Here is a 24812-nt window from a genome sequence, read left to right on the forward strand (position 1 = left end):
TCAGGCGTTGTCGATCTTGATGGTGGGGTCGGCACCGCTGATCAACGAGTTGACCGTGGTGTTGGACCAGTTGACCCCTTCCAGCTTGATAGACACATCGGCATTGGCCAGGCCACCGGCTGCGTTGAGCTTGCCTTCGGTGCTGACCTGCAAGGTCGAGGACCCATCGACGGTGGTGATCTTCAGGAAGTTGTCGATAGTGCTGGCCTTCTCACCTTGCAGCAGGTCGCGCAAGTCCAGGCGGTCACCCTCGCTGACTTTGAAGTCCTTGATCACGTCACTGCCAATGTCACCGGACTTCCACACGAAGGTGTCGGCACCGCTGCCACCGATCAGCATGTCATTGCCTTGGCCGCCGATCAGGGTGTCGTTGCCAGTGCCGCCCAGCAGGATGTCATTACCTTTGCCACCATCGAGGGTGTCATTACCCCCCTGGCCGAAGAGGATGTCATTGCCTGCGCCCCCCATCAGGGTGTCGGCGCCATCATTGCTGCCCGCAATATCGAACTCGGTGTAATGCTCGGAGATGTACTTGTGCATTGCCCGCGCGTCGACATCGCCCGCATCCACACCGAGCTTGTTCGCCACGTAACCCTGGATCGCCTCTACACCCGTGCCGGCGACCGTCGGGAAGGTCAGCAGGTCGCCGAAGATGATGTCGTTGCCATCACCACCGTTGACCGTGTCGTTGCCCGGCTGGGTGACTTCGGTGTGGCCGAGGATGGCATCTGCCAGTTTGCTCGGGTCGATGTTGGCCTGTGGCTTGCCATCGGAGTCATAGGGCTTCAGGTCATCCTTGTTCACGCCGCTGTTGAGGCCAATCGCCTCGACGTCGGACAAACCAGCGAGGATCTTGAAGCTGTCAGTCGAGTTGTTGGTGGTTGCCCGGTCAGTCGAGTTGCCCGTGCCGTCGCGGGTCGACAGCTCATAACCCCCATTACCCTCGGCACGTATAGTGGCTGTGCTCTGGGTGGACCATTTGTAGTAGTAACCCGAGTTCCAGCTCCAGTCCAACTCGCGAACCTGCATGGTCAACTTGCCGCTGCTGTCGATCGAGAGACGGTTGTTGGTATCCAACTGATAGTTGGTAACGGTATCGCCCATCTTGTAGTTGATCGACGACAGGAACGTATCGAGCTTGACGTTGGTGTTGCCCAGGTTCGGGTTGCCCTGTTCACTGGTCTGGTAGTAGGTCGGCTCACCGTCAGTGATGAAGAATGTCTGGTTACTACCGGTGCTACCTGCAGCCTTGAGGTTGGCGAACCAGTTGGCTGTCGTTTTGAAGGCATCCTCATAGTTGGTGCCGCCATTGGAGTTCAACGTGCCCAGCGCACTCAGCAGGGTTTTCAGGCCCGCATCGTTGAGGGTCACCGATACGCTGCTCTTTACCTGGGTAGCAAAGTCGACCAACAGAATATTCACCGTCCCGGACTGTGCGCCCTTGACGCTTGCAGCCAAGGTCTTGAACACCGACTCCAGCGATTGCTTCGCGGCATCGACGCCCGCAGAGCCCATGCTGCCCGAGGTGTCGACGATGAAGGCGATGTTGTAGTCCTTGCCTGGTACCACGTGCAGGCCGCTGACATCCGCGACCACGATGTCATTGCCATCGGTGCCGGTGATGGTATCGCTGTCGGACGACAGGTTGCTGGTGGTGTACGACTGCGGGTAGACCGTGACCTTGATGCTGCCTTCGCTGGTGGCAGTGCTGCCGCCAACGCTTTCGGTGGACGTCGAAGTGACTTTCACGTCGAACTGGCCGGAGTAGTAGGCCGGCGGCTTGATGGTCAGGCTGCCCAGATTCCAACCCGTGACATCCACCGCACTGGCACCAACGGTGAAGGTATGGCCTGCATTGTCGGCCACTACCGAGCCTGTCGGGATGCCGCTGAGCTTGACGCTCAGGCTCTCGGAACCATCGGTGTCGGTCAGTGCGGTACTGATGCCTACCAGCTTGACCGGCGCACCATTCTCGCCGCCTTCGTTGAGCTTGTAGCCGTCGTAGTAACCCACGCCGTTGCTGCCATGCAGGTCGGACACCGTGACACCGGCGTTGGCCAGCGCGGCGACGTTCGGGTACATCGGGATGTTGGCGCTGCTAAGGTCTGTGACTGCGCCATTACCCACCTTGATGTTGACGTCAAGGCTGCCTGGCCCGGCCTGGTTGGCGTTGTAGATCTCCAGGGTGTAATAGCCGCTGGTGGTCGGGGTGTAGCTGCCGGAAATGCTGCCGCTGGCCGAGCCCCAGGTACCGCCGGCGACGTTCTTGCCGCCGATGACGATTTGCAGGCTGTCGTCAGCGGTGCCACTGAAGGTGTAGGTCTTGCCAGCCTCCAGGTAGATCAGGCCTGAGGTCTTCGAGCCCGACCCCGGGGTGACGGTGGCCGTGGTGTCGACCGTGGTCACCTGTTCGCTCTTGCCGGCGCTGCCGGAGTTGGCGAACACGTTCTTCAGCGCGTCACCGGTGATGCCATTGCCGTTGGTGCCCAGGCCGTTGAGGCTGGTCCAGGTTTCCTTGGTCAGGCCCAGCGAATTGACGTTGTTGCTGCCAATGCTCAGGTCCGGCTTGTCGGCCATCGGCGTGATATCGACCTTGAGCGTGGCTTCGCTGCCCGTGCCCTTGCCATCGGTAGGCGCATACTTGATCTGCGCGTAGTCCGCCTGCTTGTTGCCCACACCGGTACCACCGTAACCGTCGACACCCGACTGGTTAGCCACAGGAACGAACTTGAGCTTGCCGGCGGCGATGTCGGCCTGGCTGATGGTCTGGCCTGCCTTCACATCGACCCAGCTGGTGCCGTTGTACAGCTTCAAGGTACCGGCCCCTGGCAGCTGGGTGATGGTCACCCCTAGGCTGCTAAGCGAGGAGTCGACATCGCTGATGTTGAAGTCGCTCCAACCCAGCACCAAGTCGGTGTCCTCGGTGCCGGTGACCGCTCCGCCGGTAGTGGTGGGCAGGTCATTGACCGCCACGACGTTGACCGTGGTGGTGGCCGTGTTCGAGGTGTTCACACCGTCAGTCACCGTGACCGTGATGATCCGAGGGACGGTGCTCGGGTCTTCACTGGTGTTGATGAAGGTGATGTTCTTGATCGCCTGGATGTAGTCAGCCAGCGAAGCGGTGCCGCTCAGGGTCAGGACCACCTTGCCATCGGTGCTGTTGGCGTTGATCGATATGCCATTGACGCTGTTGCCCAGGTTCAGGGCATCGCCTGGCTGGCGGTTGGTCAGGGTCACCGTCGCGCCGGTCAGCATCGAGCTGTCGAAGTCGGTGATCGACACGTCGATATCGCCGATCGAAACACCGCTGCCTGGTTGGTTCTCGGTGAACGTGGTCTGGTAGTCGGCGCCGGTCTTGCCGCTAGAATTGTTGGCGTCCAGGTCCAGGACGGGCGCCGGCTCGAAGATCTGGGTGGTGACGCTACCAGCGCTGCCGCTGACCGCCAGGTTTTCGAAGTTGCCGCCGGTGGCCGAGTCGATCTTGACGGTGAACTGCTCGGTACCTTCGGTGACGTTGTCCTTGATGGTCGGGATGGTGAAGGTGGCTGAGTTGCTGCCCGCTTTGATCGTGACGATGGCCACACCGGTGTAGTCGGCGCCATTGGCGGCGGTGCCGGTATACGAAAGCTTCACCGTCACATCGGTTTGCGCATTGTTGCTGAGGTTCAGCGTGTAAGTTGCGTTGCCACCTTCGGCAACAGCGGTTGTACCACTGATGCTCAGGGTGGTCGTCTGGATGGTGTCGGTCACGGCGGTGACCGCTGGCGTGTTACTGACGACGAGGTTTTCGAAGTTGCCCCCTGAAGTGCCGGTAATTTTCGCCGACACGTCCGCTGCATCGATGTACACATCCTCGGCGGGCGCGGCGACAATCACCGAGCCTGACGTTTTGCCTGCTGCAATGTTGATGGTCTGGCCATTGCTCAGGGTGACCGTCATCGCCGTGCCCGCCGGGTTGCTCAACGTGGCGGTATAGGTGATCTGGCCACCTTCGGCGACCGTGGGCGTGGCGCTGAGGGTCAGGCTGGTATTGTCGATGGTGTCGGAGACCTTGGTGACCGCGTAAGCGCCGTCAACGGCCAGCAATTCGAAATCGCCGCCGGTGCTGCCGTCGATCTTGACCTGTACCGAGCCAGCATCGATGTAGGGGTCATCGCCTGGCGCGTTGAGGGTGATGCTGCCCTCGGTCTGACCTTTGGCGATTGAGATGGTCTCGCCATTGCTCAATTTGATGGTCATGTCAGAACCGGCCTTGTTGGACAAGGTTGCGGTGTAGGTGATCTTGCCGCCTTCGGCGACCGTTGGCGTCGCGCTCAGGACAAGGCTCGTGGTGTCCTTGGTGCCTGCCACATCCGTTACCGTCGTTGACGGGGAGCCAGCGGTGACCAACTTCTCGTAATTGCCGCCGTCGACCTTGGTGATGCTGTTGGTCAGCGCGGTGTTGGTGTTGTAGACGTTGTTCGGCGCGGTGAAGTTGACCGAGCCGGACGACTCACCGACACCGATGGTGATGCTCTGGCCGTTGGCCAGGGTGACCACCAGTGGGCTGCCGGTGACTGGGGCCGACACGGACGCGGTGTACACCACGGTGCCGCCCTCGACCACGCTTGGAGTGGCGGTCAACGTGACGGTCGACGTGTCGAGCGTGTCGCTGACGTTAGTCACGGCTTGCGCCGGGTTGACCGCCAGCTTCTCGAAGTCGCCACCGGTGGTACCGGTGATGGTGGCTTTGACCTGGCCGGCGTCTTTGTAGACGTCATCAGCCGGTGCAGCGACGGTCACTTGGCCAGTGGTCTGCCCGGCCGCGATGTTGATGGTCGCGCCGTTGCTCAGCGTCACGGTCATTGCCGTGCCGGCGGGGTTGCTCAGCGTAGCGGTGTAGACGATCTGACCGCCCTCGGCGACTTCGCCAGTGGCGCTCAGCACCAGGTTGGTGGTGGCCTGAGTAGCCGGGCTGTCGGTGACCGTGGTGGTCGGGGTACCCGCGGTATCCAGCTTCTCGTAGTTACCGCCGTCGACCTTGGTGATGCTGTTGGTCAGCGGTGCATTGGTGTTGTAGACGTTGTTTGGCGCGGTGAAGTTGACCGAGCCGGACGACTCACCGACGCCGATGGTAATGCTCTGGCCGTTGGCCAGGGTGACCACCAGTGGGCTGCCGGTGACTGGGGCCGACACGGACGCGGTGTACACCACGGTGCCGCCCTCGACCACGCTTGGAGTGGCGGTCAACGTGACGGTCGACGTGTCGAGCGTATCGCTGACGTTGGTCACGGCTTGCGCCGGGTTGACCGCCAGCTTCTCGAAGTCGCCACCGGTGGTACCGGTGATGGTGGCTTTGACCTGGCCGGCGTCTTTGTAGACGTCATCGGCCGGAGCCGCGACGGTCACTTGGCCAGAGGTCTGGCCTGCCGCGATGTTGATAGTTGCGCCGTTGCTCAAGGTCACGGTCATCGCCGTGCCGGCTGGGTTGCTCAGCGTGGCGGTGTAAACGATCTGACCGCCCTCGGCGACATCGCCAGTTGCGCTCAGCACCAGGTTGGTGGTGGCCTGAGTAGCCGGGCTGTCGGTGACCGTGGTGGTCGGGGTACCCGCGGTATCCAGCTTCTCGTAGTTACCGCCGTCAACCTTGGTGATGCTGTTGGTCAACGGTGCATTGGTGTTGTAGACGTTGTTTGGCGCGGTGAAATTGACCGAACCGGACGACTCACCGACGCCGATGGTAATGCTCTGGCCGTTGGCCAGGGTCACGACCAGCGGGCTACCGGTAACCGGGGCCGACACCGAGGCGGTGTACACCACGGTGCCGCCCTCGACCACGCTTGGAGTGGCGGTCAGGGTCACCGTGCTGGTATCGAGCGTATCGCTGACGTTGGTTACGGCTTCAGCTGGATTCACTGCCAGCTTCTCGAAGTCACCACCGGTGGCACCAGTAACGCTGACTTTAACCTGGCCAGCGTCTTTGTAGACGTCATCCGCCGGGGCTGGAACAGAGACCGTGCCGGTGGTTTGGCCAGCCGCGATATTGATGGTCGCGCCGTTGCTCAGCGTCACGGTCATTGCCGTGCCCGCTGGGTTGCTCAGCGTGGCGGTGTAGACGATCTGACCACCTTCAGCGACATTGCCGGTGGCGCTCAGCACCAGGTTGGTGGTCGCCTGGGTAGCCGGACTGTCAGTGACCGTAGTGGTTGGAGTACCGGCGGTATCCAGCTTCTCGTAATTACCGCCGTCGACCTTGGTGATGCTGTTGGTCAGCGGCGCATTGGTGTTGTAGACGTTGTTCGGCGCGGTGAAATTGACCGAACCGGACGACTCACCGACGCCGATGGTAATGCTCTGGCCGTTGGCCAGGGTCACTATCAGCGGGCCACCGGTAACCGGGGCCGACACCGAGGCGGTGTACACCACGGTACCGCCCTCGACCACGCTTGGAGTGGCGGTCAACGTGACGGTCGACGTGTCGAGCGTGTCGCTGACATTGGTCACGGCCTCAGCCGGATTCACTGCGAGGTTCTCGAAGTCGCCACCGGTGGTGCCGGTGACGGTGACTTTGACCTGACCGGCGTCTTTGTACACGTCATCGGCCGGTGCCGGAACAGAGACCGTACCGGAGGTCTGGCCGGCCGCGATATTGATGGTCGCACCGTTGCTCAGCGTCACGGTCATCGCCGTGCCCGCGGGGTTGCTCAAGGTCGCGGTGTAAACGATCTGACCGCCTTCAGCGACATCGCCAGTGGCGCTCAGCACCAGGTTGGTGGTGGCCTGAGTAGCCGGGCTGTCGGTGACCGTGGTGGTCGGGGTACCCGCGGTATCCAGCTTCTCGTAGTTACCGCCGTCGACCTTAGTGATGCTGTTGGTCAGCGGTGCATTGGTGTTGTAGACGTTGTTCGGCGCAACGAAGTTGACCGAACCGGACGACTCGCCGACGCCGATGGTGATGCTCTGGCCGTTGGCCAGGGTCACGACCAGCGGGCTACCGGTAACCGGGGCCGACACCGACGCGGTGTACACCACGGTGCCGCCCTCGACCACGCTTGGAGTGGCGGTCAACGTGACGGTCGACGTGTCGAGCGTATCGCTGACGTTGGTCACGGCTTGCGCCGGGTTGACCGCCAGCTTCTCGAAGTCGCCACCGGTGGTACCGGTGATGGTGGCTTTGACCTGGCCGGCGTCTTTGTAGACGTCATCGGCCGGAGCCGCGACGGTCACTTGGCCAGAGGTCTGGCCTGCCGCGATGTTGATAGTTGCGCCGTTGCTCAAGGTCACGGTCATCGCCGTGCCGGCTGGGTTGCTCAGCGTGGCGGTGTAAACGATCTGACCGCCCTCGGCGACTTCGCCAGTGGCGCTCAGCACCAGGTTGGTAGTCGCCTGCGTAGCCGGGCTGTCGGTGACCGTCGTAGCTGGAGTACCAGCGGTATCCAGCTTCTCGTAATTACCGCCGTCGACCTTGGTGATGCTGTTGGTCAGCGGTGCATTAGTGTTGTAGACGTTGTTCGGCGCGGTGAAATTGACCGAACCGGACGACTCGCCGACGCCGATGGTGATGCTCTGGCCGTTGGCCAGGGTCACGACCAGCGGGCTACCGGTAACCGGGGCCGACACCGACGCGGTGTACACCACGGTGCCGCCCTCGACCACGCTTGGAGTGGCGGTCAACGTGACGGTCGACGTGTCGAGCGTATCGCTGACGTTGGTCACGGCTTGCGCCGGGTTGACCGCCAGCTTCTCGAAGTCGCCACCGGTGGTACCGGTGATGGTGGCTTTGACCTGGCCGGCGTCTTTGTAGACGTCATCGGCCGGAGCCGCGACGGTCACTTGGCCAGAGGTCTGGCCTGCCGCGATGTTGATAGTTGCGCCGTTGCTCAAGGTCACGGTCATCGCCGTGCCGGCTGGGTTGCTCAGCGTGGCGGTGTAAACGATCTGACCGCCCTCGGCGACTTCGCCAGTGGCGCTCAGCACCAGGTTGGTAGTCGCCTGCGTAGCCGGGCTGTCGGTGACCGTCGTAGCTGGAGTACCAGCGGTATCCAGCTTCTCGTAATTACCGCCGTCGACCTTGGTGATGCTGTTGGTCAGCGGTGCATTAGTGTTGTAGACGTTGTTCGGCGCGGTGAAATTGACCGAACCGGACGATTCGCCGACGCCGATGGTGATGCTCTGGCCGTTGGCCAGGGTCACGACCAGCGGGCTACCGGTAACCGGGGCCGACACGGACGCGGTGTACACCACGGTACCGCCCTCGACCACGCTTGGAGTGGCGGTCAAAGTGACGGTCGACGTGTCGAGGGTATCGCTGACGTTGGTTACGGCCTCAGCCGGACTCACCGCCAGCTTCTCGAAGTCACCGCCAGTGGTACCGGTGACGGTGGCTTTGACCTGGCCGGCGTCTTTGTAAACATCGTCAGCCGGGGCTGGAACAGAGACCGTGCCGGTGGTTTGGCCGGCCGCGATATTGATGGTCGCGCCGTTGCTCAGCGTCACGGTCATCGCCGTGCCCGCTGGGTTGCTCAAGGTCGCGGTGTAGACGATCTGACCGCCTTCGGCGACATCACCGGTAGCACTCAGCACCAGGTTGGTGGTCGCCTGGGTAGCGGAGCTGTCGGTGACTGTGGTGGTTGGAGTACCGGCAGTATCCAGCTTCTCGTAATTACCGCCGTCGACCTTGGTGATGCTGTTGGTCAGCGGGGTGTTGGTGTTGTAGACGTTATTCGGCGCAACAAAGTTGACCGAACCGGACGACTCGCCAACGCCGATGGTGATGGTTTGGCCGTTGGCCAGGGTCACCACGAGTGGGCTACCGGTGACTGGGGCCGACACCGAGGCGGTGTACACCACAGTACCGCCCTCGACCACGCTTGGAGTGGCGGTCAGGGTCACCGTGCTGGTATCGAGCGTATCGCTGACGTTGGTTACGGCCTCAGCCGGACTCACCGCCAGCTTCTCGAAGTCACCACCGGTGGTGCCAGTAACGCTGACTTTGACCTGGCCAGCGTCTTTGTAGACGTCATCGGCCGGTGCCGGAACAGAGACCGTACCGGAGGTCTGGCCTGCAGCGATATTGATGGTCGCGCCGTTGCTCAGGGTGACGGTCATCGCCGTGCCGGCAGGGTTGCTCAGCGTGGCGGTGTAGACGATCTGACCGCCCTCGGCGACATCGCCGGTGGCGCTCAGCACCAGGTTGGTAGTCGCCTGGGTAGCCGGGCTGTCGGTGACCGTGGTGGTGGGAGTACCGGCGGTGTCCAGCTGTTCGTAATTGCCGCCTTCAACCTTGATAATACTGTTGGTCAGCGGCGCATTGGTGTTGTAGACGTTGTTCGGTGCGGTGAAGTTGACCGAACCGGACGATTCGCCAACGCCGATGGTGATGGTTTGGCCGTTGGCCAGGGTCACCACGAGTGGGCTACCGGTGACTGGGGCCGACACCGAGGCGGTGTACACCACAGTACCGCCCTCGACCACGCTTGGAGTGGCGGTCAGGGTCACCGTGCTGGTATCGAGCGTATCGCTGACGTTGGTTACGGCCTCAGCCGGACTCACCGCCAGCTTCTCGAAGTCACCACCGGTGGTGCCAGTAACGCTGACTTTGACCTGACCGGCGTCTTTGTAGACGTCATCGGCCGGTGCCGGAACAGAGACCGTACCGGAGGTCTGGCCTGCAGCGATATTGATGGTCGCGCCGTTGCTCAGGGTGACGGTCATCGCCGTGCCGGCAGGGTTGCTCAGCGTGGCGGTGTAGACGATCTGACCGCCCTCGGCGACATCGCCGGTGGCGCTCAGCACCAGGTTGGTAGTCGCCTGGGTAGCCGGGCTGTCGGTGACCGTGGTGGTGGGAGTACCGGCGGTGTCCAGCTGTTCGTAATTGCCGCCTTCAACCTTGATAATACTGTTGGTCAGCGGGGTGTTGGTGTTGTAGACGTTATTCGGCGCAACAAAATCGACCGAACCGGACGACTCGCCGACGCCGATGGTGATGCTCTGGCCGTTGGCCAGGGTCACGACCAGCGGGCTACCGGTAACCGGGGCCGACACCGAGGCGGTGTACACCACAGTACCGCCCTCGACCACGCTTGGAGTGGCGGTCAACGTGACGGTCGACGTGTCGAGCGTATCGCTGACGTTGGTCACTGCCTCAGCCGGATTGACCGCAAGATTTTCGAAGTCACCACCGGTGGTACCCGTGACGGTGACTTTGACCTGACCGGCGTCTTTGTAGACGTCATCGGCCGGTGCCGGAACAGAGACCGTACCGGAGGTCTCGCCTGCAGCGATATTGATGGTCGCGCCGTTGCTCAGGGTGACGGTCATTGCCGTACCCGCTGGGTTGCTCAGCGTGGCGGTGTAGACGATCTGACCGCCTTCAGCGACATCGCCGGTGGCGCTCAGCACCAGGTTGGTAGTCGCCTGGGTAGCCGGGCTGTCGGTGACTGTGGTGGTTGGAGTACCGGCAGTGTCCAGCTGTTCGTAATTGCCGCCTTCAACCTTGGTAATACTGTTGGTCAGCGGGGTGTTGGTGTTGTAGACGTTATTCGGCGCAACAAAGTTGACCGAACCGGACGACTCGCCAACGCTGATGGTGATGGTTTGGCCGTTAGCCAGGGTTACGACCAGCGGCGAACCGGTGACCGGAGCGCTAACCGACGCGGTGTAGGTGACCACGCCACCTTCGACTACTGAAGCATTGGCGGTCAGGGTCACCGTGCTGGTATCGAGGGTATCGCTGACATTGGTCACGGCTTCAGCCGGATTGACCGCAAGATTTTCAAAGTCACCACCGGTGGTGCCGGTGACGGTGACTTTGACCTGGCCCGCGTCTTTGTAGACGTCATCGGCTGGTGCGGCGACGGTCACTTGGCCAGAGGTCTGGCCGGCCGCAATATTGATGGTCGCGCCATTGCTCAGCGTCACGGTCATCGCCGAACCCGCTGGGTTGCTCAGCGTGGCGGTGTAGACGATCTGACCGCCTTCGGCGACATCGCCAGTGGCGCTCAGCACCAGGTTGGTAGTCGCCTGGGTAGCCGGACTGTCGGTGACCGTCGTGGTCGGGGTGCCCGCGGTATCCAGCTTCTCGTAATTACCACCGTCGACCTTGGTAATGCTGTTGGTCAACGGTGCATTGGTGTTGTAGACGTTGTTCGGCGCGGTGAAGTCGACCGAGCCGGACGACTCACCGACACCGATGGTGATGCTCTGGCCGTTGGCCAGGGTGACCACCAGTGGGCTGCCGGTGACTGGGGCCGACACGGACGCGGTGTACACCACGGTACCGCCCTCGACCACGCTTGGAGTGGCGGTCAGGGTCACCGTGCTGGTATCGAGCGTGTCGCTGACATTGGTCACGGCTTCAGCCGGATTGACTGCGAGGTTCTCGAAGTCGCCACCGGTGGTACCAGTGACGGTCGCTTTGACCTGGCCGGCGTCTTTGTACACGTCATCAGCCGGGGCAGCGACGGTCACTTGGCCAGAGGTCTGGCCGGCCGCGATATTGATGGTCGCACCATTGCTCAGGGTCACGGTCATCGCCGTGCCGGCTGGGTTGCTCAAGGTCGCGGTGTAAACGATCTGGCCGCCTTCGGCGACATCGCCGGTGGCGCTCAGCACCAGGTTGGTAGTCGCCTGCGTAGCCGGGCTGTCGGTGACCGTCGTAGTTGGAGTACCCGCGGTATCCAGCTTCTCGTAGTTACCGCCTTCAACCTTGGTGATGCTGTTAGTCAGCGGCGCATTGGTGTTGTAGACGTTGTTCGGTGCGGTGAAGTCGACCGAGCCGGACGATTCGCCGACACCGATGGTGATGCTCTGGCCGTTGGCCAGGGTGACCACCAGTGGGCTGCCGGTGACTGGGGCCGACACGGACGCGGTGTACACCACGGTGCCGCCCTCGACCACGCTTGGAGTGGCGGTCAAAGTGACGGTCGACGTATCGAGCGTATCGCTGACATTGGTTACGGCTTCAGCAGGATTGACTGCGAGGTTCTCGAAGTCACCACCGGTGGTACCAGTAACGCTGACTTTGACCTGGCCAGCGTCTTTGTAAACGTCATCAGCTGGTGCGGCGACGGTCACTTGGCCAGAGGTTTGGCCGGCTGCAATGTTGATGGTCGCGCCGTTGCTCAGGGTGACGGTCATCGCCGTGCCGGCTGGGTTGCTCAAGGTCGCGGTGTAGACGATCTGACCGCCTTCAGCGACATCGCCGGTGGCGCTCAGCACCAGGTTGGTGGTCGCCTGGGTAGCCGGGCTATCGGTGACTGTGGTGGTCGGGGTGCCCGCGGTATCCAGCTGTTCGTAATTGCCGCCTTCAACCTTGGTGATGCTGTTGGTCAACGGTGCATTGGTGTTGTAGACGTTGTTCGGCGCGGTGAAGTTGACCGAGCCGGACGACTCGCCGACACCGATGGTGATGCTCTGGCCGTTGGCCAGGGTGACCACCAGTGGGCTGCCGGTGACTGGGGCCGACACGGACGCGGTGTACACCACAGTACCGCCCTCGACCACGCTTGGAGTGGCGGTCAGGGTCACCGTGCTGGTATCGAGCGTGTCGCTGACATTGGTCACGGCTTCAGCCGGATTGACCGCAAGATTTTCAAAGTCACCACCGGTGGTACCAGTGACGGTCGCTTTGACCTGGCCGGCGTCTTTGTAAACGTCATCCGCCGGGGCTGGAACAGAGACCGTACCGGAGGTCTGGCCGGCCGCGATATTGATGGTCGCACCGTTGCTCAGCGTGACGGTCATCGCCGTGCCCGCGGGGTTGCTCAAGGTCGCGGTGTAAATGATCTGACCGCCTTCAGCGACATCGCCAGTCGCGCTCAGCACCAGATTGGTGGTCGCCTGGGTAGCAGGGCTGTCAGTGACCGTAGTGGTTGGAGTGCCCACAGCATCCAACTTCTCGTAATTCCCGCCGTCGACCTTGGTGATGCTGTTGGTCAGCGGTGCATTGGTGTTGTAGACGTTGTTCGGTGCGGTGAAGTTGACCGAACCGGACGATTCACCGACACCGATGGTGATGCTCTGACCATTGGCCAGGGTCACGACCAGCGGCGAACCGGTGACCGGAGCGCTAACCGACGCCGTGTAGGTGACCACTCCACCTTCGATTACCGAAGCATTCGCCGTCAGGGTCACGGTCGACGTATCGAGCGTGTCGCTGACATTGGTCACGGCTTCAGCCGGATTGACTGCGAGGTTCTCGAAGTCGCCACCGGTAGTGCCAGTGATGGTGGCTTTGACCTGGCCGGCGTCTTTGTAGACGTCATCGGCCGGTGCTGCGACGGTCACTTGGCCAGTGGTCTGGCCTGCAGCGATATTGATGGTCGCGCCATTGCTCAGCGTGACGGTCATTGCCGTACCCGCTGGGTTGCTCAAGGTCGCGGTGTAAACGATCTGACCGCCTTCAGCGACATCGCCAGTGGCGCTCAGCACCAGGTTGGTGGTCGCCTGGGTAGCCGGGCTGTCGGTGACTGTGGTGGTCGGGTTGCCAGCGGTGTCGAGCTGTTCGTAATTACCGCCGTCGACCTTGGTGATGCTGTTGGTCAGCGGTGCATTGGTGTTGTAGACGTTGTTCGGTGCGGTGAAGTTGACCGAACCGGACGATTCACCGACACCGATGGTGATACTCTGACCATTGGCCAGGGTCACGACCAGCGGCGAACCGGTGACCGGAGCGCTAACCGACGCCGTGTAGGTGACCACTCCACCTTCGATTACCGAAGCATTCGCCGTCAGGGTCACGGTCGACGTATCGAGCGTGTCGCTGACATTGGTCACGGCTTCAGCCGGATTGACTGCGAGGTTCTCGAAGTCGCCACCGGTAGTGCCAGTGATGGTGGCTTTGACCTGGCCGGCGTCTTTGTAGACGTCATCGGCCGGGGCCGGAACAGAGACCGTACCGGAGGTCTGGCCGGCGGCGATATTGATGGTCGCGCCGTTGCTCAGAGTCACGGTCATCGCCGTGCCCGCTGGGTTGCTCAAGGTCGCGGTGTAAACGATCTGACCGCCTTCAGCGACATCGCCAGTCGCGCTCAGCACCAGATTGGTGGTCGCCTGAGTAGCAGGACTGTCGGTAACCGTGGTGTTTGGAGTACCTGCGGTATCCAGCTTCTCGTAATTACCGCCGTCGACCTTGGTAATGCTGTTGGTCAGCGGGGTGTTGGTGTTGTAGACGTTGTTTGGCGCGGTGAAGTTGACCGAGCCGGACGACTCACCGAGGCCGATGGTAATGCTCTGGCCGTTGGCCAGGGTGACCACAAGTGGGCTGCCGGTGACTGGGGCCGACACGGACGCGGTGTACACCACGGTACCGCCCTCGACCACGCTTGGAGTGGCGGTCAAAGTGACGGTCGACGTGTCGAGGGTATCGCTGACGTTGGTTACGGCCTCAGCCGGACTCACCGCCAGCTTCTCGAAGTCACCGCCAGTGGTACCGGTGACGGTGGCTTTGACCTGGCCGGCGTCTTTGTAGACGTCATCAGCCGGTGCGGCGACGGTCACTTGGCCAGAGGTCTGGCCTGCAGCGATGTTGATGGTCGCGCCGTTGCTCAGGGTCACGGTCATCGCCGTACCCGCTGGGTTGCTCAGCGTGGCGGTGTAAACGATCTGGCCGCCTTCAGCGACATCGCCGGTGGCGCTCAGCACCAGGCTGGTAGTCGCTTGGGTAGCAGGACTGTCGGTAACCGTGGTGGTTGGAGTACCGGCGGTATCCAGCTTCTCGTAATTACCACCGTCGACCTTAGTGATGCTGTTGGTCAACGGTGCATTGGTGTTGTAGACGTTATTCGGCGCAACAAAGTCGACCGAGCCGGAGGACTCACCGACGCCAATGGTGATGCTCTGACCGTTGGCCAGGGTGATCACGAGTGGGCTGCCGGTGACCGGAGCGCTAACCGACGCCGTATAGGTGACCACCCCGCCTTCGACAACCGAGGCATTGGCAGTCAGGGTCACGGTCGACGTGTCGAGCGTATCGCTGACATTGGTTACGGCTTCAGCCGGATTGACTGCGAGGTTCTCGAAGTCACCACCGGTGGTGCCGGTAACGCTGACTTTGACCTGACCGGCGTCTTTGTAAACGTCATCCGCCGGGGCTGGAACAGAGACCGTGCCAGTGGTCTGGCCTGCCGCGATATTGATGGTCGCACCGTTGCTCAGCGTCACGGTCATCGCCGTGCCCGCTGGGTTGCTCAGCGTGGCGGTGTAAACGATCTGACCGCCTTCAGCGACATCGCCGGTGGCGCTCAGCACCAAACTGGTAGTCGCTTGGGTAGCCGGACTGTCGGTGACCGTCGTGGTCGGGGTGCCCGCGGTATCCAGCTGTTCGTAATTGCCGCCTTCAACCTTGGTGATGCTGTTGGCCAGCGGCGCATTGGTGTTGTAGACGTTGTTCGGTGCGGTGAAGTTGACCGAACCGGACGACTCGCCAACACCGATGGTGATGGTTTGGCCGTTGGCCAGGGTGACCACAAGTGGGCTGCCGGTGACCGGAGCGCTAACTGACGCCGTATAGGTGACCACCCCGCCTTCGACAACCGAGGCATTGGCCGTCAGGGTCACGGTCGACGTGTCGAGCGTATCGCTGACATTGGTCACGGCCTCAGCCGGATTCACTGCGAGGTTCTCGAAGTCGCCACCGGTGGTACCGGTGACGGTGGCTTTGACCTGACCGGCGTCTTTGTAGACGTCATCCGCCGGGGCTGGAACAGAGACCGTGCCGGTGGTTTGGCCAGCCGCGATATTGATGGTCGCGCCGTTGCTCAAGGTCACGGTCATCGCCGTACCCGCTGGGTTGCTCAGCGTGGCGGTGTAAACGATCTGACCGCCCTCGGCGACATCGCCAGTGGCGCTCAGCACCAGGTTGGTGGTCGCCTGGGTAGCAGGACTGTCGGTGACTGTGGTGATTGGAGTACCGGCAGTATCCAGCTTCTCGTAATTACCGCCGTCGACCTTGGTGATGCTGTTGGTCAGCGGCGCATTGGTGTTGTAGACGTTGTTTGGCGCGGTGAAGTTGACCGAGCCGGACGATTCGCCGACGCCGATGGTGATGGTTTGGCCGTTAGCCAGGGTTAGGACCAGCGGCGAACCGGTGACCGGAGCGCTAACCGACGCCGTGTAGGTGACCACGCCACCTTCGACTACTGAAGCATTGGCGGTCAGGGTCACCGTGCTGGTATCGAGCGTATCGCTGACGTTAGTCACGGCTTCAGCCGGATTGACTGCGAGGTTCTCGAAGTCGCCACCAGTGGTACCAGTAACGCTGACTTTGACCTGACCAGCGTCTTTATAAACGTCATCGGCCGGTGCGGCGACGGTCACTTGGCCAGAGGTTTGGCCGGCCGCAATATTGATGGTCGCGCCGTTGCTCAGCGTCACGGTCATCGCCGTACCCGCTGGGTTGCTCAGCGTGGCGGTGTAGACGATCTGGCCGCCTTCGGCGACATCGCCGGTGGCGCTCAGCACCAGGTTGGTGGTCGCCTGGGTAGCCGGGCTGTCGGTGACCGTGGTGGTCGGGGTGCCCGCGGTGTCGAGCTGTTCGTAATTCCCGCCTTCAACCTTGGTAATGCTGTTAGTCAGCGGTGCATTGGTGTTGTAGACGTTATTCGGCGCGGTGAAATTGACCGAACCGGACGACTCACCGACGCCGATGGTAATGCTCTGGCCGTTGGCCAGGGTCACGACCAGCGGGCTACCGGTGACTGGGGCCGACACCGAGGCGGTGTACACCACAGTACCGCCCTCGACCACGCTTGGAGTGGCGGTCAGGGTCACCGTGCTGGTATCGAGGGTGTCGCTGACGTTGGTCACGACCTCAGCCGGATTGACTGCGAGGTTCTCGAAGTCGCCACCGGTAGTGCCAGTGATGGTGGCTTTGATCTGGCCGGCGTCTTTGTAGACGTCATCGGCCGGTGCTGCGACGGTCACTTGGCCAGTGGTCTGGCCTGCAGCGATATTGATGGTCGCGCCATTGCTCAGCGTGACGGTCATTGCCGTACCCGCTGGGTTGCTCAGCGTGGCGGTGTAAACGATCTGACCGCCTTCAGCGACATCGCCGGTGGCACTCAACACCAGGTTGGTGGTCGCCTGGGTAGCCGGGCTATCGGTGACTGTGGTGGTCGGGGTGCCAGCGGTGTCGAGCTGTTCGTAATTGCCGCCTTCAACCTTGGTGATGCTGTTGGTCAGCGGTGCATTGGTGTTGTAGACGTTATTCGGCGCAACAAAGTCGACCGAACCGGACGACTCGCCAACGCCGATGGTGATGGTTTGACCATTGGCCAGGGTTACGACCAGTGGCGAACCAGTAACAGGCGCCGACACCGAGGCGGTGTAGGTCACCACGCCACCTTCGATTACCGAAGCATTCGCCGTCAGGGTCACGGTCGACGTATCGAGCGTATCGCTGACATTGGTCACGGCCTCAGCCGGATTGATCGCGAGGTTCTCGAAGTCACCACCGGTGGTACCAGTGACGGTCGCTTTGACCTGGCCGGCGTCTTTGTAAACGTCATCCGCCGGGGCTGGAACAGAGACCGTGCCAGAGGTCTGGCCTGCCGCGATATTGATGGTCGCGCCGTTGCTCAGCGTCACGGTCATCGCCGTGCCGGCTGGGTTGCTCAAGGTCGCGGTGTAGACGATCTGGCCGCCCTCGGCGACATCGCCGGTGGCGCTCAGCACCAGGTTGGTAGTCGCCTGCGTAGCCGGGCTGTCGGTAACCGTGGTGTTTGGAGTACCTGCGGTATCCAGCTTCTCGTAATTACCGCCGTCGACCTTGGTGATGCTGTTGGTCAGCGGGGTGTTGGTGTTGTAGACGTTATTCGGCGCAACAAAGTTGACCGAACCGGACGACTCGCCAACGCCGATGGTGATGGTTTGGCCGTTGGCCAGGGTCACCACTAGTGGGCTGCCGGTGACCGGCGCCGACACCGAGGCGGTGTAGGTCACCACGCCACCTTCGATTACCGAAGCATTCGCCGTCAGGGTCACGGTCGACGTATCGAGCGTATCGCTGACATTGGTCACGGCTTCAGCCGGATTGACTGCGAGGTTCTCAAAGTCGCCACCGGTGGTACCGGTGACGGTGGCTTTGACCTGACCGGCGTCTTTGTAAACATCGTCAGCCGGGGCTGGAACAGAGACCGTGCCGGAGGTCTGGCCTGCCGCGATATTGATGGTCGCGCCGTTGCTCAGCGTGACGGTCATCGCCGTGCCCGCGGGGTTGCTCAAGGTCGCGGTGTAGACGATCTGGCCGCCTTCGGCGACATCGCCGGTGGCACTCAGCACCAAACTGGTAGTCGCCTGGGTAGCCGGACTGTCTGTGACCGTCGTGGTCGGGGTGCCCGCGGTTTCGAGCTGTTCGTAATTCCCGCCTTCAACCTTGGTGATGCTGTTGGTCAGCGGTGCATTGGTGTTGTAGACGTTGTTCGGTGCGGTGAAGTTGACTGAGCCGGACGATTCGCCGACACCGATGGTGATGGTTTGGCCGTTAGCCAATGTCACGACCAGCGGCGAACCGGTAACAGGCGCCGACACCGAGGCGGTGTAGGTAACCACGCCACCTTCGACAACCGAAGCATTGGCCGTCAGGGTCACGGTCGACACATCGAGCGTATCGCTGACGTTGGTCACGGCCTCAGCCGGATTGACTGCGAGATTCTCGAAGTCACCACCGGTGGTGTCGGTGATGGTGGCTTTGACCTGCTCGGCGTCTTTGTAGACGTCATCGGCCGGGGCCGGAACAGAGACCGTGCCGGAGGTTTGGCCGGCCGCGATATTGATGGTCGCGCCGTTGCTCAGCGTGACGGTCATCGCCGTGCCGGCGGGATTGCTCAGCGTGGCGGTGTAGACGATTTGACCGCCCTCGGCGACATCGCCAGTCGCACTCAGCACCAGGTTAGTGGTGGCCTGAGTAGCGGGACTGTCGGTGACCGTCGTAGTTGGAGTACCGGCGGTGTCGAGCTGTTCGTAATTGCCGCCTTCAACCTTGGTGATGCTGTTAGTCAGCGGTGCATTGGTGTTGTAGACGTTATTCGGCGCAACGAAGTCGACCGAGCCGGACGATTCGCCGACGCCAATGGTGATGGTTTGGCCGTTAGCCAATGTCACGACCAGCGGCGAACCGGTGACCGGAGCGCTAACCGACGCCGTGTAGGTGACCACCCCGCCTTCGACAACCGAGGCATTAGCCGTCAGGGTCACCGTGCTGGTATCAAGGGTGTCGCTGACATTGGTCACGGCTTCAGCCGGATTGACTGCGAGGTTCTCAAAGTCGCCACCGGTGGTACCGGTGACGGTGGCTTTGACCTGACCGGCGTCTTTGTAAACATCGTCAGCCGGGGCTGGAACAGAGACCGTGCCGGTGGTTTGGCCAGCCGCGATACTGATGGTCGCGCCGTTGCTCAGGGTCACGGTCATCGCCGTGCCTGCCGGGTTGCTCAGCGTGGCGGTGTAAACGATCTGACCGCCTTCGGCGACATCGCCGGTGGCGCTCAGCACCAGGCTGGTAGTCGCCTGGGTAGCCGGGCTGTCGGTGACCGTGGTGGTCGGGGTGCCCGCGGTTTCGAGCTGTTCGTAATTACCGCCGTCGACCTTGGTAATGCTGTTGGTCAGCGGCGCATTGGTGTTGTAGACGTTGTTTGGCGCGGTGAAGTCGACCGAGCCGGACGATTCGCCGACACCGATGGTGATGGTTTGGCCGTTAGCCAGGGTGACCACCAGTGGGCTGCCGGTGACTGGGGCCGACACCGACGCGGTGTACACCACGGTGCCGCCCTCGACCACGCTTGGAGTGGCGGTCAACGTGACGGTCGACGTGTCGAGCGTATCGCTGACGTTAGTTATGGCTTCAGCCGGATTGACTGCGAGGTTCTCGAAGTCACCACCGGTGGTGTCGGTGATGGTGGCTTTGACCTGGCCGGCGTCTTTGTAAACGTCATCCGCCGGGGCTGGAACAGAGACCGTGCCAGAGGTCTGGCCGGCCGCGATATTGATGGTCGCGCCGTTGCTCAGGGTGACGGTCATCGCCGTGCCGGCTGGATTGCTCAAGGTCGCGGTGTAGACGATCTGACCGCCTTCAGCGACATCGCCGGTGGCACTCAGCACCAGGTTGGTGGTCGCCTGGGTAGCTGGGCTGTCGGTGACTGTGGTGGTCGGGGTGCCGGCGGTGTCGAGCTGTTCGTAATTACCGCCTTCAACCTTGGTGATGCTGTTGGTCAGCGGTGCATTGGTGTTGTAGACGTTGTTCGGCGCGGTGAAGTCGACCGAGCCGGACGACTCTCCGACACCGATGGTGATGCTTTGACCGTTGGCCAGGGTCACGACCAGCGGCGAACCAGTAACAGGCGCCGACACCGACGCGGTGTACACCACGGTGCCGCCCTCGACCACGCTTGGAGTGGCGGTCAACGTGACGGTCGACGTGTCGAGCGTATCGCTGACGTTTGTCACGGCCTCCGCCGGATTCACTGCGAGGTTCTCGAAGTCACCACCGGTGGTGCCAGTAACGCTGACTTTGACCTGGCCCGCGTCTTTGTAGACGTCATCGGCTGGTGCGGCGACGGTCACTTGGCCAGAGGTCTGGCCGGCCGCAATATTGATGGTCGCGCCATTGCTCAGCGTCACGGTCATCGCCGAACCCGCTGGGTTGCTCAGCGTGGCGGTGTAGACGATCTGACCGCCTTCGGCGACATCGCCAGTGGCGCTCAGCACCAGGTTGGTAGTCGCCTGGGTAGCCGGACTGTCGGTGACCGTCGTGGTCGGGGTGCCCGCGGTATCCAGCTTCTCGTAATTACCACCGTCGACCTTGGTAATGCTGTTGGTCAACGGTGCATTGGTGTTGTAGACGTTGTTCGGCGCGGTGAAGTCGACCGAGCCGGACGACTCACCGACACCGATGGTGATGCTCTGGCCGTTGGCCAGGGTGACCACCAGTGGGCTGCCGGTGACTGGGGCCGACACGGACGCGGTGTACACCACGGTACCGCCCTCGACCACGCTTGGAGTGGCGGTCAGGGTCACCGTGCTGGTATCGAGCGTGTCGCTGACATTGGTCACGGCTTCAGCCGGATTGACTGCGAGGTTCTCGAAGTCGCCACCGGTGGTACCAGTGACGGTCGCTTTGACCTGGCCGGCGTCTTTGTACACGTCATCAGCCGGGGCAGCGACGGTCACTTGGCCAGAGGTCTGGCCGGCCGCGATATTGATGGTCGCACCATTGCTCAGGGTCACGGTCATCGCCGTGCCGGCTGGGTTGCTCAAGGTCGCGGTGTAAACGATCTGGCCGCCTTCGGCGACATCGCCGGTGGCGCTCAGCACCAGGTTGGTAGTCGCCTGCGTAGCCGGGCTGTCGGTGACCGTCGTAGTTGGAGTACCCGCGGTATCCAGCTTCTCGTAGTTACCGCCGTCAACCTTGGTGATGCTGTTAGTCAGCGGTGCATTGGTGTTGTAGACGTTGTTCGGTGCGGTGAAGTTGACCGAACCGGACGATTCACCGACACCGATGGTGATGCTCTGACCATTGGCCAGGGTCACGACCAGCGGCGAACCGGTGACCGGAGCGCTAACCGACGCCGTGTAGGTGACCACTCCACCTTCGATTACCGAAGCATTCGCCGTCAGGGTCACGGTCGACGTATCGAGCGTGTCGCTGACATTGGTCACGGCTTCAGCCGGATTGACTGCGAGGTTCTCGAAGTCGCCACCGGTAGTGCCAGTGATGGTGGCTTTGATCTGGCCGGCGTCTTTGTAGACGTCATCGGCCGGTGCTGCGACGGTCACTTGGCCAGTGGTCTGGCCTGCAGCGATATTGATGGTCGCGCCATTGCTCAGCGTGACGGTCATTGCCGTACCCGCTGGGTTGCTCAAGGTCGCGGTGTAAACGATCTGACCGCCTTCAGCGACATCGCCAGTCGCGCTTAGCACCAGGTTCGTGGTCGCCTGGGTAGCCGGGCTATCGGTGACTGTGGTGGTCGGGGTGCCAGCGGTGTCGAGCTGTTCGTAATTGCCGCCTTCAACCTTGGTGATGCTGTTAGTCAGCGGTGCATTGGTGTTGTAGACGTTGTTCGGTGCGGTGAAGTTGACCGAGCCGGACGATTCACCGACACCAATGGTGATGGTTTGGCCGTTAGCCAATGTCACGACCAACGGCGAACCGGTGACCGGAGCGCTAACCGACGCCGTGTAGGTGACCACGCCACCTTCGATTACCGAAGCATTCGCCGTCAGGGTCACGGTCGACGTATCGAGCGTGTCGCTGACATTGGTCACGGCTTCAGCCGGATTGACCGCAAGATTTTCAAAGTCACCACCGGTGGTGCCGGTAACGCTGACTTTGACCTGACCGGCGTCTTTGTAAACGTCATCCGCCGGGGCTGGAACAGAGACCGTGCCAGTGGTCTGGCCTGCCGCGATATTGATGGTCGCGCCGTTGCTCAGGGTCACGGTCATCGCCGTGCCCGCTGGGTTGCTCAAGGTCGCGGTGTAGACGATCTGACCGCCTTCAGCGACATCGCCAGTGGCGCTTAGCACCAGGTTGGTGGTTGCCTGAGTAGCCGGACTGTCGGTAACCGTGGTGTTTGGAGTACCTGCGGTATCCAGCTTCTCGTAATTACCGCCGTCGACCTTGGTGATGCTGTTGGTCAGCGGGGTGTTGGTGTTGTAGACGTTATTCGGCGCAACAAAGTTGACCGAACCGGACGACTCGCCAACGCCGATGGTGATGGTTTGGCCGTTGGCCAGGGTCACCACTAGTGGGCTGCCGGTGACCGGCGCCGACACCGAGGCGGTATACACGACGGTGCCGCCCTCGACCACGCTTGGAGTGGCGGTCAGGGTCACCGTGCTGGTATCGAGCGTGTCGCTGACGTTGGTTACGGCCTCAGCCGGGTTGACTGCGAGGTTCTCGAAGTCACCACCGGTGGTGCCAGTAACGCTGACTTTGACCTGACCGGCGTCTTTGTAGACGTCATCCGCCGGGGCTGGAACAGAGACCGTGCCGGAGGTTTGGCCGGCCGCGATATTGATGGTCGCGCCGTTGCTCAAGGTCACGGTCATCGCCGTACCCGCTGGGTTGCTCAGCGTGGCGGTGTAAACGATCTGACCGCCCTCGGCGACATCGCCAGTGGCGCTCAGCACCAGGTTGGTGGTCGCCTGGGTAGCCGGGCTGTCAGTAACCGTGGTGGTTGGAGTACCTGCGGTATCCAACTTCTCGTAATTCCCGCCCTCGACTTTGGTAATGCTGTTGGTCAGCGGTGCATTGGTGTTGTAAATGTTGTTCGGCGCAACAAAGTTGACCGAACCGGACGACTCACCGACACCGATGGTGATGCTCTGACCATTGGCCAGGGTTACGACCAGCGGTGATCCAGTGACAGGCGCCGACACCGAGGCGGTGTACACCACGGTGCCGCCCTCGACCACGCTTGGGGTTGCAGTCAGGGTGACCGTCGACGTGTCAATGCTGTCGCTGATAGTGGTTACAGCGCGCTGGGGATTGATCGACAACTGCTCAAAATTGCCACCGGTGGCGCCGGTGATGGTGGCGGTGACCGTCGAGCCATTGTTGTAAACATCATTGGCCGGCGTCTGGAAGTCCACGCTGCCCGTGGTATTGCCCGCGCCAACGGTAATGGTCTGGCCGTTCGACAGCGTCACGGTCACCGGGGTCTGGGCGGGGTTGCTCAGGGTTACGGTGTAAGTGATCACGCCACCTTCGGTGACGCTTGGCGAAGCGGTAAGGGTCGCAGTCGTGTTGTCTACTGTATCGGTAACCTGAGTCACCGCAGGCGTCTGCGGCAAGGTCACGGTGATGCCAGTACCGCCACTGGTTCCCGTCACGGTGGCGGAGATCTGGCCGCCATCGACGTATGGGGTATCGTTAGCCGGGATCGTCACGTTCACGGTGCCGCTGGTCTGGCCCGCCTGAATGACGATCACTGCCCCATTGGACAGTGTTACGGTCAGGTTGGAAGTAGGTGCCTGGCCGACCGTCGCGGTATAAACGATAACGCCACCCGCTTCGGAGATCGAAGGGGTGGCGGTGAGGGTCAGGCCAGTGGCGACCGTTGCCGGAGTATCGGCGGTGGTGTCGTTGGCATCGGTATCCAGCGCGCCGACCTCCTCGTCATCAAGGTCGGCGGCGAAGCTCAGAGGGTCCGTCGGGAAACCGATGGTCGGGTCCACCGAGCCTGCTGTTTCTTCCAACAGCACAAAACTGTGCCCTCCGCCAACCGAACCGCCACCTGCCGCTGCAGGCCCTGCTGCCGGCGCTTCCAGTTCGGTGGTAGGGTCCACGCCCGCAGCGATCGCTTGTTGCAGCTCTTCCACCGACGGCGCGGCCTGCGCGGTGGCCTGACCCAAGTCGGTGCTGCTGTCGGGTGCATCAGCGCTCCACTGGGTATCACGCCCCAGATCGAGCAAGCGACCATCGGCCAGTTCGAGGGTGACGGCACCGCCCGGGCCGGTGAGCACTTCTTCACCGGCCAACAGGCGATCACCTTCAATGAGTACACGCCGGATGCCTTCTGGGGATACTGCGATGACTTGGCCAACAATACTTTTTACGATGGCTACAACGCTGCTCATTGGACTCTCCGGGTTACCCGATGTGATCTGGTTCCATGCTCCGAGCAGCGTATACGTGCCACTGCAGACGCAAGTGTGTCGATAACTGTTTCCGGCATGCTTGACGTCAAAATATCGTCTATAACTGCCGGCTATTAACTTTATGCCAAAGTATTGACCTTCTGGTCGTCATCCTAAACAATTGGCAATGTAATGTCACATTGATATTTGAACGGTTGCTATCCCTTCCTTTAGTACTAATACCAGTGCCCCGTCGG

The 24812-nt window shown here is 61.8% G+C and carries 1 protein-coding gene; it reads right to left on the reverse strand.

Going from position 1 to position 24812, the window contains the following annotated elements:
* Positions 1–24555 (reverse strand): immunoglobulin-like domain-containing protein, encoded by a 24555-nt coding sequence (locus tag ABRP30_RS27135; protein WP_372490376.1) that lies wholly within the window; start codon positions 24553–24555, stop codon positions 1–3.
* Positions 24556–24812: the final 257 nt, after the last annotated feature.

The organism is Pseudomonas sp. WHRI 8519, assembly GCF_040224055.2.
GTDB lineage: Bacteria > Pseudomonadota > Gammaproteobacteria > Pseudomonadales > Pseudomonadaceae > Aquipseudomonas > Aquipseudomonas putida_X.

Excerpts from the sequence above, each read along its gene's own strand:
- ABRP30_RS27135 (WP_372490376.1), bottom strand. The coding sequence starts at position 24,555 with ATGAGCAGCGTTGTAGCCATCGTAAAAAGTATTGTTGGCCAAGTCATC.